Source organism: Sporosarcina trichiuri (assembly GCF_030406775.1).
GTDB classification, from domain to species: domain Bacteria; phylum Bacillota; class Bacilli; order Bacillales_A; family Planococcaceae; genus Sporosarcina; species Sporosarcina trichiuri.
On the sequence record NZ_CP129119.1, the window covers coordinates 2,367,259 to 2,385,000 of the forward strand.

Below are 17,742 nucleotides of genomic sequence, written 5' to 3' on the forward strand. Positions count from 1 at the left end.
AACAACCGGTACATGCTATTGTTATTCAATATATCACACTACTCATACTATATTAAAGATTGGATCTGGTGCCATGAAGGTTTGTAAATTCGGCGGGACGTCTGTCGCCACCGCAAAGCAGATTAAAAAAGTAGCCGCTATCCTCCAAGCCGACCCCTCCCGCAAGATTGCCGTCGTCTCCGCACCCGGCAAGCGGCATTCAGATGACACCAAAGTGACAGACCTGCTCATCATCCTGGCAGAACGGACGCTGATGGGGCAGGACGCGGAAGAGCAGCTGCAGTCCGTGCTCACCCGCTACCGGGACATCGCAGCGGACCTGGCTCTCGGAAATGATGTACTGTCTCTTATCGAAGAGGATTTACGGAGCCGGCTGGACGGAGACATGGAAGACCCCGTCCTGTTCATGGACACCCTGAAAGCGTCCGGTGAGGACAATAATGCGAAGCTGATCGCCGCGTACTTGCAGTCCATCGGCACCGAAGCGGTCTACATCAGCCCGCTTGAAGCCGGCCTGCTCGTCAACGAACGGCCGAAACGGGTGCAGGCACTGCCGGAAGGCGAAGCCCTGCTTGCAAGGCTGGCCGACCAGCCGGGGATTGTCGTCTTCCCTGGATTCTTCGGATTCACCCAAGACGGGACGCTCCGGACGTTCAACCGCGGCGGTTCGGATATCACCGGATCCCTTCTCGCTGCAGCAATAGGCGCCGATCTGTATGAAAACTTCACGGATGTCGATTCCGTGTTTGTTGCGAATCCGGCCGTCATCGACAAGCCGTGCGGCATCCACACGCTGACCTACCGGGAAATGCGGGAGCTGTCCTATGCCGGCTTCTCCGTCTTCCACGACGAAGCACTGCGGCCTGCATTCCTGAAATCGATTCCGGTGTGCATCAAGAACACGAACAATCCGGAAGCGCCCGGTACGATGATCGTCAAAGAACGGGACTGCGGCACGCGTCCGGTCGTCGGCATCGCGGCAGATGACGGGTTCACCACACTGTTCGTCGACAAGTACCTCATGAACATTGAAATCGGCTTCGGACGGAGGCTGCTGCAGATTCTCGAGAACGAGGAGATCCCTTTCGAGCATACGCCGTCCGGCATCGACAACATGTCCGTCATCATCCGGGACACCTTCCTGACACCGGAAATCGAAGCGCGGATCCTGCACCGGGTCATGGACGAACTGGAAGCGGATGACGCCTATTTCCGGAAAGGCTATTCGATGGTAGTGCTCGTCGGGGAACGGATGCGGGACACTGTCGGGCTCACCGCCCGTGCAGCGGACGCCATCCGGAAAGCCGGTGTCAGCATCCAGATGATCAACCAGGGCTCCACCGAAGTGAGCCTCGTCTTCGGAGTCCATAAGCAGGATGAGACGGCTGTGCTCCGCGCGCTGTATGAGGAGTTCTTTGCGAGTGAAGCGGTCCATGCATGACGAAAAGGCTGCCGGAAGAAAATTCTTCCGGCAGCCTTTTCCGTTATTCAATGATGATGCCGCCCGCAGGACGGAGCACGGCCCGTACCGGACTGCCGTCGGAGCCGACAAGTTTCAGCGGCAGGGCGATCAGTTCGTACAGCCCCGGCTCCGCTTCGGTCAGCACGATGTTTTCCAGAATGTGGACGCCGTTATCATACAGCGCATGATGGGCGTCCATCGTCTTGCTGTCGACGGCATCGACCGATGGTGCGTCCACGCCGATCAGCCGGATGCCGTGTTCGGACAAAAACGGCCCGATATCCGGCTTCAGCACCGGATAGTGTTCCGGGAACACGGTGGGATCTGGATGGCCGCCGGTCTTCAGCAGCATCCGCTCGGCCCCTTTGAAGTCGGTCCCTTCAAGTTCCGCCCGGCCGATTTCCGCGTGGCCGCCCGTATCGACGACAACCGCCGGCCCCATGTACAGGCCGAGGTCGAGCTCATGCACCTTCTTGCCGTGTTCATCGTAATGGAACGGGGCATCGATGTGCGTGCCGGTATGGACGCTCATCGTCAGCTGGCCGATATTGACGGAGCCTGTCTGTTCTTTCGTGAACGACAGCTCGTAGTGAAACGGTGTATCGCCCGGCCACTCGGCGATGTCATTGCTGAGCGGCTGCGTGATATCGATCCATTCTTTGACGTTCATTCCTATCACCCTCTCCTTCTCTTATCCTTCCACCGACAGGCCGGTCAGAAACACGACAGCAATGACGAGCGGCACAACGATCGTCATGAGCACCTTCCACAGCTTGAACAGGCCGGGAGAGGCGGTTGCACTCAGATTGAACTCCCTCTCGACGAGCGCCCGGTCCATGCGGTGGATGATGAACAGCGCGATCAGCAGGTTGCCGAGCGGCAGCATGATGTTGCTGACGAGATAATCCGTATTGTCGAAGACACTTTTGCCGAACAGCGTGAACCACGACAGCGCACTCGACGACAGTGCGGATGGAATTGCCGCAAGGAAGACGATCAGCCCGGTCAGCCAGGTGACGGCCTTCCTTGTGCGTCTGCCGTTCGCTGTCAGCGCTGCAACTATGATTTCGAACAGGCTGAACGACGACGTCAGCGTCGCGAACAGGAACAGCAGCAGGAACAGTGCGAGGAACAGTTCGCCGAAGGGCATCTGCCCGAACACTTCCGGAAGCACCATGAACAGCAGCCCCGGTCCTTCGTCCGGCTGCATGCCGAACGAGAACACGACCGGGAAGATCGCAAGACCCGCGAGCAGTGAGACGAAGATGTTCATGCCGACGACGGAGCCGGCGGACGACCGCAGGCTGACGTCCTTCTTCAAATACGAACTGTACGTCACCATGCACGAGAAGCCGACCGCAAGTGAGAAGAACGACTGCCCGAGGGCATACAGTACGGCTTCCGCATTCAGTTTCGAGAAATCGGGCGACAGGAAGAATTTCACGCCTTCCATCGCCCCGTCGAGTGTCAGCGACCGCACGACAAGGATGAGGAAGAACAGGAACAGCAGCGGCATCATGAATTTGTTCGCCCGCTCGATGCCGTTCTGGATGCCTGTCGAAACGACGAGCACATTGATGAGCGTGAACAGCAGCAGGCCGATGAGGGTGATGGCGGCGGAGCCGGTGACCGAGCCGAACAGCGCACCGTAATCCGCGCCTTCGCCGATGATGCGCCCCGGAATGGACAGTCCGCTGTAGACGAGCACCCAGCCGCCGACGACACTGTAGAACGACAGCAGCAGGAAGCATCCAAGCACGCCGAGCCGGCCCGTCCAGACCCACCAGCTGCGCGGGGCGAGCTGTTTATAGGCACTGATGGCTTCTTTGCCGGTCCCCCGCCCGATGATGAACTCCGACAGCAGCATCGGCAGCCCGATGACGAGCGTGAAGAGGACGAACAGCAGGAAGAACGCGCCCCCGCCGCTCATGCCTGTCACGTACGGAAACTTCCAGATGGCGCCGAGGCCGATCGCCGCACCGGCGGAAGATAGGATGAATCCGAGTTTCGATGACCACTGGTCGGTTTTCTTGCGTGTTTCCATAGTCCGCCTCCTTTTCATTTACCAGTTACAAAGATGTCCGCAGCTCCCACAGCTCCGGGAAGAACCGGTGGTCGAGGACGTGGCGCAAGTAGTTCACGCCGGACGAACCCCCGGTGCCTGTCTTGAAGCCGATGATCCGCTCAACGGTCTTCATGTGACGGAACCGCCACTGCTGCAGCCAGTCCTCCACGTCGACGAGCTTCTCCGCGAGCTGGTACAGGTCCCAGTAGGTCTCGACGTCCCGGTACACCGTCTCCCAGGCGGCCGCCACCGTTGGATCCCCCTCGTACGTCTTACGGAAGTCCCGGTCGAGCAGCTCGGGGTTGATCGGCAGACCGGCCCGGCTGAGCGCCCGGATGGCGACGTCATACAGGCTCGGCTGGGCGAGCGCCGTTTCGAGCATCGCATGCACGTCCGGATCCTTTTCATAGATTTTCAGGATATGCGGCGACTTGTACCCGAGGGCGAACTCGATGAGCCGATATTGGTACGACTGGAACCCGGAGGCTTTGCCGAGATCGTCCCGGAATTCGAGGTACTCTGCCGGTGTCATCGTCGACAGCACATCCCATGCCTGGATGATCTGCGACTGGATCTTCGTCACGCGCGCGAGTTTCTTGAACGCCGACTGCATCTCCCCGGCATCGATCGCCGAGATGGCTGCCGTCAGTTCGTGCAGCGTGAGCTTCATCCACAGCTCGCTTACTTGATGGATAATAATAAATAGCATTTCGTCGTGGTGGCCTGACAGCCGTTCCTGCGCCGACAGGATCTTGTCGAGATTCAAGTATTCCCCGTAGGTCATGTCCTTCTTGAAGTCCGTATGGATCGCTTCATGGTCGAGATTCAGATCGGATATCCCTTTGTTCATCCCTGCACCCCTTTCCGTCATGCGACCACGTCCCGTTTGTTTTCGAACTGCTTGTACTGTTCTTCAACCATGATCCGTTTCAGCAGCAAGACCGCCTGCCGGACCTCTTCGAACGTGTTATACAAAGCGACCGGTGCGAGCCGGATGCCGTTCGGCGCCCGGAAGTCCGGGATGAGTCCGTTCGCTTTCAGCGCCTTGCAGATGCGTGCTGCTTCCGGGTGGACGAGGAACACATGCCCTCCCCGTTCCGCGGCGTCAGCCGGACTCGCTGCGGTGAATCCGTAATCTCCGAGTTCCGTATTCACGAGATCCAGCAGGTAGCCTGTCAGGGCGAGCGACCGTTCCCGGATCGCCGGAATCCCGACTTCATCCAGAAGTTCCAAAGAGCCGATGAGCGGCGCTGAACTGAGCAGATGCGGGGTCCCCATCTGGAGCGCGCCGGCGTCCGCGGCGGGTGTGAACGTATGCTCCATGTCGAACTGCCGCTCCTTGTCGGAACCGAACCAGCCGGCGAGACCCGGCGCTGTGCCGAAATGGCGTTCGTTGACGTACAAGCCGCCCGTTGCGCCCGGTCCGCCGTTCAGATGTTTGTAATTGCACCAGAAGGCGAAGTCCGCGCCCCAGTCGTCGAGGTGATGCGGCACCGAGCCGATCGAGTGGCACAGGTCATAGCCGGCGAGGATGCCGCGGTCATGGGCCGCTTTTGTGATGCGTTCCATGTCGAGCACCTGACCGCTTCGGTACAGTACACCTGACAGGATGACGATCGCCGTGTCGTCCGTCATCGTCTCGATGATGTCCTCCGTCTTCAGTGTCTGGCCGTCCCGGCTTTCCACGCGGATGAGGTGTTCCTCCGGATCGAGCCCATGCAGCCGCAGCTGGCTCTGGATCGCGTACAGATCCGTCGGGAAGTTCAGTTCATCGGCCAGGATCTTCGTACGCCCGTCCGCCGGCTTGAAGAACGTCGCGAGCAGCTGGTGAAGGTTGGACGTTGTCGAGCCTGTCGCAATGACCGAGGACGGATTTGCGCCGATTAATGGGGCCATCATCGCGCCGATCTGTTCAGACAGATGGAACCACGGCCGCTCCCCCTGCGTCCAGCCGTCGATGCCATGCCGCTTCCATGTGTCGAGCACCGCAAGCAGTGAAGATTCCGCCCGCTTGGACAACAGGCCGAGGGAGTTGCCGTCGAAATAGATGGTGCCGTCCTGTATGTAAAATTCGTCCCGCCGGCTGGCGGCGGCATAGCGCGCCTCCAGCTGGGCCGCGTAGTCAGGTGTATTGAGAGTCGATGTTGTCATAATGATCCGCTCCTTTGTTTGCAGAATTCATGATGTCCAGTACAGTTGCACTCTTCTTTCTTTCTCCGGAGAACGGGAAAACCCTTTCCCGGCAGCTCGAAAGCTGGAGGGAAAGGGCTTTGATCAGCCGCGCAGAGCTGCTGTTTTCGTCAGGATGCCGCCGATCTTCTCGACGATCAGTTCCACTTCGTGCGCATTGGTCAGCAGGTCGTAGTCGTTGATGTCAAGACGCAGTACCGGGCAGGCGCTGAAGGAATCGATCCACGTCTCGTAGCGGGCGTGCATCTCCTCCCAGTAGCTGGTCGGTGTCTCCTGCTCCATTTCCCGGCCGCGCTCATGGATGCGGTCGATGATGCAGTCGATCGGCCCTTCCAGGTAGATGAGCAGATCGGGGTGTGGGAAGTACGGTGTCATCACCATCGCGTCGAACAGGTTCGTATACGTCTCGTAATCGACCGGATCCATCGTGCCTTCTTCCATATGCATGCGGGCGAAGATGCCCGTGTCTTCGTAGATGGAACGGTCCTGTATGAAGCCGCCGCCGTATTCGAAGATACGTTTCTGTTCCTTGAACCGCTCGGCAAGGAAATAGATCTGCAGGTGGAAACTCCACTTCTTGAAGTCCTCGTAGAACTTGTCCAAGTATGGGTTCTGATCGACCTTTTCGAATGAAGTCCGGAAACCGAGCGCTTCCGCAAGCGCGGTGGTCATCGTCGATTTGCCGACGCCGACTGTCCCGGCGATCGTGATGACCGCATTTTGCGGAATGCCGTATTTTTCTCGTAGGTTCATGGGTTGACGCCTTCTTTCTGGATTGCTGCCTGTACAGCGTTCAGGATATAGTCACGGTCACGGGAATTGGCGACGAAATCGAGTTCATCGCCATTGAAACGGAGTACGGGGATGTCCGGATGCTGCTGTTCGAATTCATCGATGAACGTCTCATAGTCCGCGGACAGCCGGCGCAGGTAGGCCGGGTCCATGCCGCGCTCGTAGTCGCGGCCACGCATGGCGATGCGCTTCATAAGTGTCTCGAGACTCGCATGCAGATAGACGATGACATTCGGCACCGGCATCCCTGCTGTCAAGATGCTGTAGATCTGTTCGTATTTCGCATAATCGCTGTCGGAGAGACTGCGTTTTGCAAAAATAAGGTTCTTGAAGATATGATAATCGGCGACAACCGGTTTTCCGGCCGCCAAGTAATGCTTCTGGATGTCGCCGAGCTGCTTGTACCGGTTGCAGAGGAAGAACATTTCCGTCTGGAAGCTCCACTCTGCTATATCGTCGTAGAATTTATTGAGAAACGGGTTTTCGTCTACAATCTCCATGAGCAGATGGAACTGCTGTGTATCGGAAATCGCCTTCGATAACGTGGACTTGCCGACACCGATCGGCCCTTCCACCGCGATGAACGGAATGGTCATGACTAACGCTCCTGTCTTTCAGTTACTGTCGTCCTTTCAGTGTATCACAAGCGGATGGGAACAGGGTGTGACATTTTTTCCACGTGGAACATTTTCACCTGTCCGTGCTACACTGAAGGTAAGGAGCGATGTCGATGAATATGCAGGAACGAGACGAGCATTTCATGGGGCTCGCAATCGAGGAAGCGATGAAGGCGGAAGCGATCGGTGAAGTGCCGATCGGTGCGGTGATTGTCCACCACGGTGAAGTGATCGCCCGGGCGCACAATCTGCGGGAGACGACGCAGAACGCCGTGACGCATGCGGAACTGTCCGCGATCGAGCAGGCCTGCGCGGTGATCGGCAGCTGGCGGCTCGAGGAGACGGAATTGTATGTGACACTCGAGCCCTGCCCGATGTGTGCAGGAGCCATCCTGCAGTCGCGCATCCCGACCGTCGTTTACGGGGCGCGCGATCCGAAGGCAGGCTGTGTGGACACGCTGTACCGGCTGCTGAACGACCCCCGGTTCAACCACGAATGCACCGTCCGGGAAGGTGTGCTGGGCGAGGCTTGCGGTACCCTGCTCTCTGGGTTTTTCCGCAGCCTGCGTGCAAAGAAAAAAGCGGCCAAACGAAAAGCGGCAGAGGAAGCCGAATGACTTCCCCTGCCGCTTTTTCCAGTTGTCTTATTCTGCCGGTGTGATGAATTCCCGGCCGCCCATATACGGACGCAGCACTTCCGGAATCCGGACCGAGCCGTCTTCCTGCTGGTTGTTTTCAAGCAATGCCGCAACGGTTCGGCCGACTGCCAGCCCGCTGCCGTTCAGCGTATGGACGTACTCCGGCTTGCCGCCTTTTTCGCGGCGGAACCGGATGTTCGCCCGGCGCGCCTGGAAGTCCTCGAAGTTCGAACAAGACGAGATCTCGCGATACACGTTCTGCGTCGGGATCCATACTTCGATGTCGTACTTCTTCGCCGCAGTGAAGCCGAGGTCCGCTGTGCACATCTTCAGCACACGGTATGGCAGTTCCAGAAGCTGCAGAACTTTCTCCGCATGCCCTGTAAGTTTCTCGAGTTCATCATACGAGTTGTCAGGGTTGACGAAACGCACCAGTTCCACTTTGTTGAACTGGTGCTGACGGATGAGCCCGCGTGTGTCACGTCCCGCTGAACCCGCTTCCGAGCGGAAGTTCGTGCTGTACGCAGCGAACGCCTTCGGCAGCATGTCCGCCGGCAGGATTTCATCGCGGTAGAAGTTCGTCACCGGCACTTCAGACGTCGGGATGAGGAAATAATCTTCTTCCGGAATCAGAAATGCATCCTCCTCGAATTTCGGCAGCTGGCCCGTTCCCGTCAGGCTCGCACGGTTCACGAGGTACGGCGGCAGCATCTCCTCATAGCCGTGCTCCTCCTGATGCAGATCCATCATGAAGTTGATGAGGGCACGCTCGAGACGTGCACCAAGTCCGCGATAGAAGACGAACCGGCTGCCTGTCACTTTCGCAGCCCGTTCAAAATCGAGGATCTGGAGTCCTGTCCCGATTTCCCAGTGCGGTTTCGGTTCGAAGCTGAACTCCGGTGTCTCGCCCCACTTGCGCACTTCCACGTTGTCGTCTTCGCTGTCGCCCATCGGGACGCTTTCATGCGGGATGTTCGGGATGCGCATGAGCACATAGTCAAGCTGCTCTTCGATCTCATGCAGTTCGTTGTCGTACGCTTTGATGTCCTCGCCGACCTTCCGCATCCTCAGTACGAGCTCATCAGCGTCCTGCTTGTTGCGCTTCATCTCCGCGACCTGCTGGGATACTTCGTTGCGCTCCGCCTTCAGTGCTTCCACTTTCGCCAGCAGCTCGCGGCGTTTTTCATCGAGCTCCGGGAACCGGTCCAGTTCCGAAATATCCTCCCCGCGTTTCGCTAATTTCTGTTTCACACCTTCAAAATCCGTCCGCAATACTTTCCTGTCCAGCATTTGAATTCCTCCTTCGATTGGTCACGATTCCCCGGTTTCCGGGCATAAAAAAAGCCCTCCATCCCCTGACATCAGGGACGAGAACTACCCGCGGTACCACCCAGTTTAACCAGCACAAAGCTGATCCACTCCAGGACGGTAACGGCTCCGGTGCCGGCGCAGGCCTACTTCAAGTTCAGCCCGGCTGCTCAGGGACGGATTCACAGTCGTTTCCGCCGGCTTGCACCACCCGCCGGCTCTCTGGTCGAAAACAGATCTGCTACTGCTTCCCCTCATCGTGTTTAGTGTATGAAAGTACCTTTACTGTACTATAAGGCCGCCTGTTTGGCAAGTGCACTGACGGTTCCTCCTGGACGTCTGGACCGCTTGCGGTATACTGGCCCTATGACCTGTCCTGTTATTGATTTTCTACACTCCTGATGCAGGTCAGAAACGGAGGGGACCGATGGAAGAATGGCTGATTGCCTTGGACAAATCACACGAACTGCCGCTGTATGAACAGATTTACCGGCAGATGAAGCGCGATATTACGGAACAGCGTGTACCGGTCGGAAAGAAACTGCCGTCAAAACGCAAGCTGAGCGAATTTCTCGCGGTCAGTCAGACGACCATCGAACTGGCATACGGCCAGCTGACTGCCGAAGGCTATATCACCGCCGTCCCGCGCAGCGGCTATTACGTCCAGGATATCGAAGAACTGGCGTATACCGAGCCCGCCGCTTATACCGGGACACCGGTCTCGATGTCGCGGAAGGCGGAAATTGATTTCTCTCCCGGAATGGTGGACACCGAGTCGTTCCCGTTCAAAAAATGGCGGAAAGCCGCAAAAGATGTCATCGATGAGCAGGCGGCGCACCTGCTGCAGCTCGGCGACCCGCACGGTGACGCCGAACTGCGTGCCGAAATTGCGACCTACTTATATCATTCCCGCGGGGTCATCTGTGACCCGGATCAGATCATCGTCGGTTCCGGAACCGAGCAGCTCATCCCGCTCATCATCCGGATCCTCGGGGACGGCGCTGTCTATGCCGTCGAGGACCCGGGCTACCCGCTCAGCCACCATGTGTTCGACCAGGGGCAGCGAAGGGCCATCCCCATTCCCGTAGACGCGGAAGGGATGGACACGGACCGTCTCCTTCAGTCGCCGGCGACTGCGGCGTATGTCACGCCGTCACATCAGTTCCCAACAGGCACTGTGCTGTCAGCGCCACGCCGGGCAGCATTGCTGAACTGGGCGGCAGGGCATCCGGACCGGTACATCATCGAGGACGATTACGATGGGGAATTCCGCTATGCCGGACGGCCGATCCCAGCCCTTCATGGTATGGACCGCGGGGACCATGTCATCTATCTGAGTACGTTTTCGAAGTCTCTTATGCCCTCACTGCGGATCGCCTATATGGTGCTGCCAAAACCGCTCCTCGACCTGTACCGCGGCGCGTTCATCCATTATGCATCCACCGTCCCGCGGATCGATCAGCATATGCTCGCCCGGTTCATGGCGGACGGACAGTTCGCCCGGCATCTGAACCGCATGCGGAAGCTGTATCGGAAAAAGCTGCAGCTGCTGCTCGAGCAGCTTGCCCCCTATCAACCGGCAGTCACCTATTCAGGGGATGAGGCCGGCATGCATATCATTGTCACACTTGCACTCGATCGGTCGGAAGAGGAACTTGCCGAAGCTGCACTGCAGGCCGATGTGCGGGTCTACCGCCTGGACAGCTACCGGTCGGGCGCATCCTCTGGATCTCCCGCCTTCCTGCTCGGATTCGGCGGTTTGACGGATCAACAGATCACAGAAGGTGTCCGGCGGCTCATGGCCGCCTGGACCATCAAAAAAAGGAACAGCGCAGAATGACTCTGCAGCTGTTCCTTTTTCATCTGTTAAAACAGGCCTTTGACGAACCCGCTGGCACTGTCCCAGAGACCCGAGAAGAAATGCCCGATTCCGCCCATCGCAAGGGAGAACCAGCCGGCCTTCTCGACCGCCTCTTTCGTGACGACTTCAGCGCCTGCATCCGTGCCGTCGACATAGCCATAGTCTTCGGAACCGTCTTTCTTCACGAGTTCCACATGACCGATGACCGTGCCTTTCTTGACAGGGGCTTCCAGTGAACCATCTTTCAGCTTTTTCTTGTCGATGACGAGCTTCGGTTCATACTGATCCTTCTCACTCGTTTTCACCATCATTGTGATCGGTTCCTTCACTTCAATTGCAGCTTCTTTCTCTTTCCCTTTCAGGACAGGGAGGGTTTCCTTGCCTTTGAACTGGTACCCTTCCGGCACGAATTCCACTTCGGAGAACTGGCTGAACCCATAATCGAACATCGAGCGCGCCGCTTCAAAACGGGCTCCGTATGACCCTTTGCCGTTCTTATCGACCGCATTCATGACAACCGCGATGACCCGCTTGCCGTCGCGCATCGCAGTCCCGGTGAAGCAGTAGCCGGCAAATTCAGTCGTTCCGGTCTTCAGGCCGTCAACACCTTCATAGGCATACACGAAACCAGGAAGCATGAAGTTCCAGTTGTCCATCTTCGTTTCATCGTCCGTGCCTTTCCGGAAATACTCCGTCGTGATCTTCGTCGTATCGAGTACTTGCGGATAATCGCGCAGCAGCGAATACGCAAGCTTTGCGACGGACTTGGCAGGCATGACATTCTCATCATTCGGGCCTGTCCCTTCCGGATGCATGCCGTGCAGGTTGGCATTGTTCAAACCTGTCGAGTTGACGAATTTATAGTCGGTCAGACCGAGTTCCTTCGCCTTTTCGTTCATCATTTTCACAAATTCCGTTTCCGTGCCGGCAATCGTTTCCGCAATCCCGATCGTCGCAGCATTCGCCGAATAGATCGCCAATGCTTCGTACAGTTCCTTGATGGAATACGAGCCGTCACGGCGGAGCGGCACGTTGCTCAGACTGCCGTCCTGTGAAACAGCATATGTATAATCGGTCACTTTGTACTGCTGATCCCACTTGATCTTGCCTTCATCGATCGCTTCGAACAGAAGGTACTCCACCATCATCTTGGACATGCTCGCAAGGCCAAGCGGTGCGTCGGCATTTTGTTCATACAAGATCTTTCCACTGTCCGCGTCAATCAAAATCGCTCCGTCCACGTGCAGACCGAGTGATGTGTCCGCCTGTGCGGTGGATGCACCGAACAACGTGATCAGCAGCACTGCTGAACACAGGACAGACAGCCATCTGTTCTTCATTTTCTTCACATTTCTACCCCCGTTACTGCAATTTACTCCCATAGTTTATCATACCTCAAAGAGGGCGGGGAGTGTATAACAAAAAAAGCACCTTTCCGCCCATATGGGACGTCCGGAAAGGTGCTGAAGTTCCTGATGCTCAGGAGATCGTATAGTTCGGTGCTTCTTTCGTGATCTGCACCTGATGCGGGTGGCTTTCGCGTAAGCCTGCACCCGTCATGCGGATGAACTGCGCTTCTTCACGCAGCGTATGCAGATCCTTCGTACCGCAGTAGCCCATGCCGGCACGGATGCCGCCGATCAGCTGATGCACGGTATCTGACAGCGAGCCCTTGTACGGCATGCGCCCTTCGATGCCTTCCGGGACCAGCTTCTTCGCATCATCCTGGAAATACCTGTCTTTCGAGCCGCGTTCCATGGAGGAGACGGAACCCATGCCGCGGTACACCTTGAACGTCCGGCCCTGGTAGATCTCCGTCTCGCCCGGGCTTTCCGTCGTGCCTGCCAGCAGGCTGCCGAGCATGACGGCATGTCCGCCGGCCGCGAGTGCCTTAACGATGTCGCCGGAGAACTTGATGCCGCCGTCCGCGATGATCGTCTTGCCATGCTCCCGTGCGACCGCTGCACAGTCGTAGACTGCGGTGATCTGCGGAACGCCGACACCGGCAACCACGCGTGTCGTACAGATGGAGCCCGGGCCGATACCGACCTTGACGACATCCGCTCCAGCTTCATAGAGTGCTGCCGTCCCTTCGGCTGTTGCAACGTTGCCGGCGATGATGGCAAGTTCCGGATATGTCTCCCGGATCTTCTTCACCATCTCCAATACGCCTTTCGAGTGGCCGTGCGCCGTGTCGAGGACGATGGCATCGACTTCCGCTTCGACGAGCTTTTCGACACGCACCATCGTATCAGAGGTGACACCGACCGCTGCAGCTGCGAGCAGCCGGCCGTGCTTGTCTTTCGCCGCATTCGGGAACTCGATGACCTTCTCGATATCCTTGATCGTGATCAGGCCGGACAGATGCCCTGCCTCGTCCACGATCGGCAGCTTTTCGATCTTGTGCTGCTGAAGGATCTTCTCCGCATCTTCAAGTGTCGTGCCGACCGGTGCCGTGACCAGCTCCTCTTTCGTCATGACATCGGAAATGAGGAGTGAATAGTCCTGGATGAAGCGCAGATCACGGTTCGTAATGATGCCGACCAGCTTCCGGTTATCGAGCGTATCGACGATCGGCACACCGGAGATCCGGTATTTGCCCATGAGGTGCTCTGCATCGTAGACCTGGTGTTCCGGTGTCAAATAGAACGGATTCGTGATGACGCCATTCTCCGAGCGTTTGACGGTCACGACCTGCTCCGCCTGCTCTTCGATGCTCATGTTCTTATGGATGACGCCGAGCCCGCCCTGACGCGCCATGGCGATCGCCATTTTGGATTCCGTCACCGTATCCATGCCTGCACTGATCAGCGGCACATTCAGCTGGATCATATCAGTCATCTTGACGGACAGCGATACATCCTTCGGCAGTACCTCCGATGCTCCCGGTACCAGCAGCACATCATCAAAAGTCAGTCCTTCACGTGCAAATTTCGTCTCCCACATGTCTGACGCCCCCCTGTAGTTTCGGTTAAATATTAGATAATAGGTTATCAGCGGTGCTGAACCGTGTCAAGGAAGCCCCGACAAGTAAAAGTATTGCCGCTTTTCGGTTAAATAAGCTTTTCAATGGCATCTTTCATATTAAGCGGGCCCGTCTGCGGAGCAAAGCGGTCAACGACATGGCCTTCCCGGTCGATGAGGAACTTCGTGAAGTTCCACTTGATCCCTTCCGTCAGCATCCCCTTCTTCTGGGAGGCCAGGTACTTGAACAGCGGCTCAGCCTGGTCCCCCTTCACATCCACTTTGGCAGAGACCGGGAAGGTGACACCATAATTCATACGGCAGAACTCCTCCGCTTCCTCACTGCTGCCGAACTCCTGGTTGCTGAAGTTATCCGACGGGAAACCGAGCACTACGAGACCTTGGTCCTTGTAGGTGTCATACACTTCTTCGAGCTCATCGAACTGTTTGACGAAACCGCACTTGCTCGCCGTATTCACAATCAGCATCGGCTTACCTTCATAGGCCGCGAGCGATTCTTCCGTGCCGTCCGGCTTCTTCATCGTAAAGTCGTAAATGGATTCCATCTGCTCCCTCTCCCTCGTTTGTAGTAGTTTAACCATAATGCAAAGGGTTTCAGAGCGCAAAGAAGACGTCCTGGGCTGTTTACACGGTGAGACAGGCACTGCTGGGGGCTGACGCTCATAAACCTTGGATTCCGCTCATAAAACTTGATTTCCGCTCATAAAACTTGATTTCCGCTCATAAAACTTGATTTCCGCTCATAAAACTTGATTTCCGCTCATAAAACTTGATTTCCGCTCATAACCGGCCTGCTGACGCGACCGGTTATGAGGCCGCACAATTTGCAGGTGGTCCTCAAGGAGCAAGACCAAGAGATGAATGGTGGGCTGCGCCTTTTTTAAGGGCACCTTGCACTTCAGCACAGTCAGCAAATAAAAAACACGAGCTGAGACATATCGTCTCGGCTCGTGCTTCTGTGTTGCCCGGCAACGTCCTACTCTCACAGGGGGAAGCCCCCTACTACCATCGGCGCTGAAGAACTTAACTTCCGTGTTCGGTATGGGAACGGGTGTGACCTCTTCGCCATCATTACCAGACAGATGAGCTTGTTCGCTCAAAACTGGATAAAACAGACATTGTGCAGCCAAGACCGCCTTACGGCGCTTCCGCTTTTGTTTGGTTAAGTCCTCGATCGATTAGTATCTGTCAGCTCCACATGTCGCCATGCTTCCACACCAGACCTATCCACCTCATCATCTTTGAGGGATCTTACTTACTTGCGTAATGGGAAATCTCATCTCGAGGGGGGCTTCATGCTTAGATGCTTTCAGCATTTATCCCGTCCACACATAGCTACCCAGCGATGCCTTTGGCAAGACAACTGGTACACCAGCGGTGTGTCCATCCCGGTCCTCTCGTACTAAGGACAGCTCCTCTCAAATTTCCTGCGCCCGCGACGGATAGGGACCGAACTGTCTCACGACGTTCTGAACCCAGCTCGCGTACCGCTTTAATGGGCGAACAGCCCAACCCTTGGGACCGACTACAGCCCCAGGATGCGATGAGCCGACATCGAGGTGCCAAACCTCCCCGTCGATGTGGACTCTTGGGGGAGATAAGCCTGTTATCCCCGGGGTAGCTTTTATCCGTTGAGCGATGGCCCTTCCATGCGGAACCACCGGATCACTAAGCCCGTCTTTCGACCCTGCTCGACTTGTCGGTCTCGCAGTCAAGCTCCCTTATGCCTTTGCACTCTTCGAATGATGTCCAACCATTCTGAGGGAACCTTTGGGCGCCTCCGTTACCTTTTAGGAGGCGACCGCCCCAGTCAAACTGTCCGCCTGACACTGTCTCCTGCCCGGATCACGGGCAAGGGTTAGAAGTCCAATACAGCCAGGGTAGTATCCCACCATTGCCTCCGCGTAAGCTGGCGCTCACGCATCCAAGGCTCCTACCTATCCTGTACAGGCTGCACCGGAATTCAATATCAGGCTACAGTAAAGCTCCACGGGGTCTTTCCGTCCTGTCGCGGGTAATGCGCATCTTCACGCATATTATAATTTCACCGAGTCTCTCGTTGAGACAGTGCCCAGATCGTTACGCCTTTCGTGCGGGTCGGAACTTACCCGACAAGGAATTTCGCTACCTTAGGACCGTTATAGTTACGGCCGCCGTTTACTGGGGCTTCAATTCGAAGCTTCGCTTGCGCTAACCTCTCCTCTTAACCTTCCAGCACCGGGCAGGCGTCAGCCCCTATACGTCACCTTACGGTTTTGCAGAGACCTGTGTTTTTGCTAAACAGTCGCCTGGGCCTATTCACTGCGGCTCTCTCGGGCTATTCACCCTACCAGAGCACCCCTTCTCCCGAAGTTACGGGGTCATTTTGCCGAGTTCCTTAACGAGAGTTCTCTCGATCACCTTAGGATTCTCTCCTCGCCTACCTGTGTCGGTTTGCGGTACAGGCACCTCCCGCCTCGCTAGAGGCTTTTCTTGGCAGTGTGAAATCAGGGACTCCAGGGAATACTCCCCTTGCCGTCACAGCTCAATGTTACAGGAACGGGATTTGCCTCGTTCCACACCTCACTGCTTGGACGCGCATGACCAACAGCGCGCTCACCCTATCCTTCTGCGTCCCCCCATTACTCAAACGGCGGGGAGGTGGTACAGGAATATCAACCTGTTATCCATCGTCTACGCCTATCGGCCTCGACTTAGGTCCTGACTAACCCTGAGCGGACGAGCCTTCCTCAGGAAACCTTAGGCATTCGGTGGAAGGGATTCTCACCCTTCTTTCGCTACTCATACCGGCATTCTCACTTCCAAGCGCTCCACCAGTCCTTCCGGTCCAGCTTCAACGCCCTTGGAACGCTCTCCTACCACTGACACCTGAGGTGTCAATCCGCAGTTTCGGTGATTCGTTTAGCCCCGATACATTTTCGGCGCAGCGCCACTCGACCAGTGAGCTATTACGCACTCTTTAAATGATGGCTGCTTCTAAGCCAACATCCTGGTTGTCTGGGCAGCGCCACATCCTTTTCCACTTAACGAATACTTGGGGACCTTAACTGGCGGTCTGGGCTGTTTCCCTCTCGACTACGGACCTTATCACCCATAGTCTGACTCCCAAACATAAATCATCGGCATTCGGAGTTTGTCTGAATTCGGTAACCCGGGATGGGCCCCTCGTCCAAACAGTGCTCTACCTCCGAGATTCTGACGTTTGAGGCTAGCCCTAAAGCTATTTCGGAGAGAACCAGCTATCTCCAGGTTCGATTGGAATTTCACCGCTACCCACACCTCATCCCCGCACTTTTCAACGTACGTGGGTTCGGGCCTCCAGTAAGTGTTACCTTACCTTCACCCTGGACATGGGTAGATCACCTGGTTTCGGGTCTACGACCCCATACTCATGCGCCCTGTTCAGACTCGCTTTCGCTGCGGCTCCGCGTTCTCGGCTTAACCTTGCATGGAATCGTAACTCGCCGGTTCATTCTACAAAAGGCACGCCATCACCCATTAACGGGCTCTGACAACTTGTAGGCACACGGTTTCAGGATCTATTTCACTCCCCTTCCGGGGTGCTTTTCACCTTTCCCTCACGGTACTGGTTCACTATCGGTCACTAGGGAGTATTTAGCCTTGGGAGATGGTCCTCCCGGATTCCGACGGAATTTCACGTGTTCCGCCGTACTCAGGATCCACTCTGGAGGGAATGGAATTTCGGTTACGGGGCTTTTACCCACTCTGGCGGGCCTTTCCAGGCCGCTTCGCCTACCCCATCCCTTTGTAACTCCGTATAGAGTGTCCTACAACCCCAGGAAGCAAGCTTCCTGGTTTGGGCT

Annotated in this window: 13 protein-coding genes, 2 rRNA genes and 1 other annotated feature (1 of these 16 only partly in view); of the genes, 3 read left to right on the forward strand and 12 right to left on the reverse strand. The window is 56.6% G+C overall.

Going from position 1 to position 17,742, the window contains the following annotated elements; genetic code table 11:
* Positions 1–73: 73 nt before the first annotated feature.
* Positions 74–1,441, forward strand: a complete 1,368-nt coding sequence (locus QWT68_RS11985; RefSeq protein ID WP_290148524.1) for an aspartate kinase — start codon at positions 74–76, stop codon at positions 1,439–1,441.
* Positions 1,442–1,484: 43 nt separating this feature from the next.
* Here the strand turns inward: QWT68_RS11985 and kynB are convergent, their stop codons facing one another.
* The 6 genes from kynB to QWT68_RS12015 all read right to left on the reverse strand — a co-directional run bounded on the left by kynB (position 1,485) and on the right by QWT68_RS12015 (position 7,105).
* Positions 1,485–2,132: an arylformamidase gene (kynB, locus tag QWT68_RS11990; protein WP_290148525.1), complete on the reverse strand. Its 648-nt coding sequence runs from the start codon at positions 2,130–2,132 to the stop codon at positions 1,485–1,487.
* 21 nt (positions 2,133–2,153) lie between these two features.
* The gene (locus QWT68_RS11995) at positions 2,154–3,506 is read right to left on the reverse strand and encodes a sodium-dependent transporter (RefSeq protein WP_290148526.1); all 1,353 of its coding nucleotides are present in this window, start codon (positions 3,504–3,506) and stop codon (positions 2,154–2,156) included.
* Between the two features lie 25 nt (positions 3,507–3,531).
* The gene (gene kynA / locus QWT68_RS12000) at positions 3,532–4,377 is read right to left on the reverse strand and encodes a tryptophan 2,3-dioxygenase (RefSeq protein WP_290148527.1); all 846 of its coding nucleotides are present in this window, start codon (positions 4,375–4,377) and stop codon (positions 3,532–3,534) included.
* A gap of 17 nt (positions 4,378–4,394) precedes the next feature.
* Positions 4,395–5,678 carry a kynureninase gene (kynU, locus tag QWT68_RS12005; protein ID WP_290148528.1) on the reverse strand — a complete coding sequence of 428 codons (1,284 nt, stop codon included), beginning with the start codon at positions 5,676–5,678 and terminating at the stop codon, positions 4,395–4,397.
* A gap of 123 nt (positions 5,679–5,801) precedes the next feature.
* A complete protein-coding gene (locus QWT68_RS12010; RefSeq protein ID WP_040285192.1) occupies positions 5,802–6,470 on the reverse strand; it encodes a deoxynucleoside kinase in 669 nt (222 codons plus the stop codon).
* The gene (locus QWT68_RS12015) at positions 6,467–7,105 is read right to left on the reverse strand and encodes a deoxynucleoside kinase (protein ID WP_040285191.1); all 639 of its coding nucleotides are present in this window, start codon (positions 7,103–7,105) and stop codon (positions 6,467–6,469) included. Before QWT68_RS12015 ends, QWT68_RS12010 begins: the two co-directional genes overlap by 4 nt.
* Before the next feature lie 134 nt (positions 7,106–7,239).
* On the opposite strand from QWT68_RS12015, the gene tadA reads away from it, so the two are divergent.
* Entirely contained in the window at positions 7,240–7,743 is a 504-nt protein-coding gene (gene tadA, locus QWT68_RS12020; RefSeq protein WP_040285190.1) for a tRNA adenosine(34) deaminase TadA, read from the forward strand.
* 27 nt (positions 7,744–7,770) lie between these two features.
* Here the strand turns inward: tadA and serS are convergent, their stop codons facing one another.
* A complete protein-coding gene (gene serS / locus QWT68_RS12025) occupies positions 7,771–9,054 on the reverse strand; it encodes a serine--tRNA ligase (RefSeq protein WP_040285189.1) in 1,284 nt (427 codons plus the stop codon).
* A 70-nt stretch (positions 9,055–9,124) separates the two neighbouring features.
* Positions 9,125–9,339: a binding site (T-box leader), on the reverse strand.
* A gap of 160 nt (positions 9,340–9,499) precedes the next feature.
* On the opposite strand from serS, the gene pdxR reads away from it, so the two are divergent.
* Positions 9,500–10,912, forward strand: coding sequence for a MocR-like pyridoxine biosynthesis transcription factor PdxR (pdxR, locus tag QWT68_RS12030; protein WP_290148529.1), 1,413 nt, complete (start codon positions 9,500–9,502; stop codon positions 10,910–10,912).
* Between the two features lie 26 nt (positions 10,913–10,938).
* Here the strand turns inward: pdxR and QWT68_RS12035 are convergent, their stop codons facing one another.
* The 5 genes from QWT68_RS12035 to QWT68_RS12055 all read right to left on the reverse strand — a co-directional run.
* Complete coding sequence (locus QWT68_RS12035; protein WP_040285187.1) at positions 10,939–12,282, reverse strand: serine hydrolase; 1,344 nt, start codon at positions 12,280–12,282, stop codon at positions 10,939–10,941.
* A 130-nt stretch (positions 12,283–12,412) separates the two neighbouring features.
* Positions 12,413–13,879 (reverse strand): IMP dehydrogenase, encoded by a 1,467-nt coding sequence (guaB, locus tag QWT68_RS12040; protein WP_040285186.1) that lies wholly within the window; start codon positions 13,877–13,879, stop codon positions 12,413–12,415.
* Between the two features lie 107 nt (positions 13,880–13,986).
* On the reverse strand, positions 13,987–14,463 hold the full coding sequence (locus QWT68_RS12045; protein WP_040285185.1) for a glutathione peroxidase: 477 nt from the start codon (positions 14,461–14,463) through the stop codon (positions 13,987–13,989).
* 418 nt (positions 14,464–14,881) lie between these two features.
* Positions 14,882–14,997 (reverse strand): 5S ribosomal RNA (gene rrf, locus QWT68_RS12050).
* A 79-nt stretch (positions 14,998–15,076) separates the two neighbouring features.
* Positions 15,077–17,742: ribosomal RNA gene (locus QWT68_RS12055) — 23S ribosomal RNA — on the reverse strand; it runs 266 nt beyond the window's last position.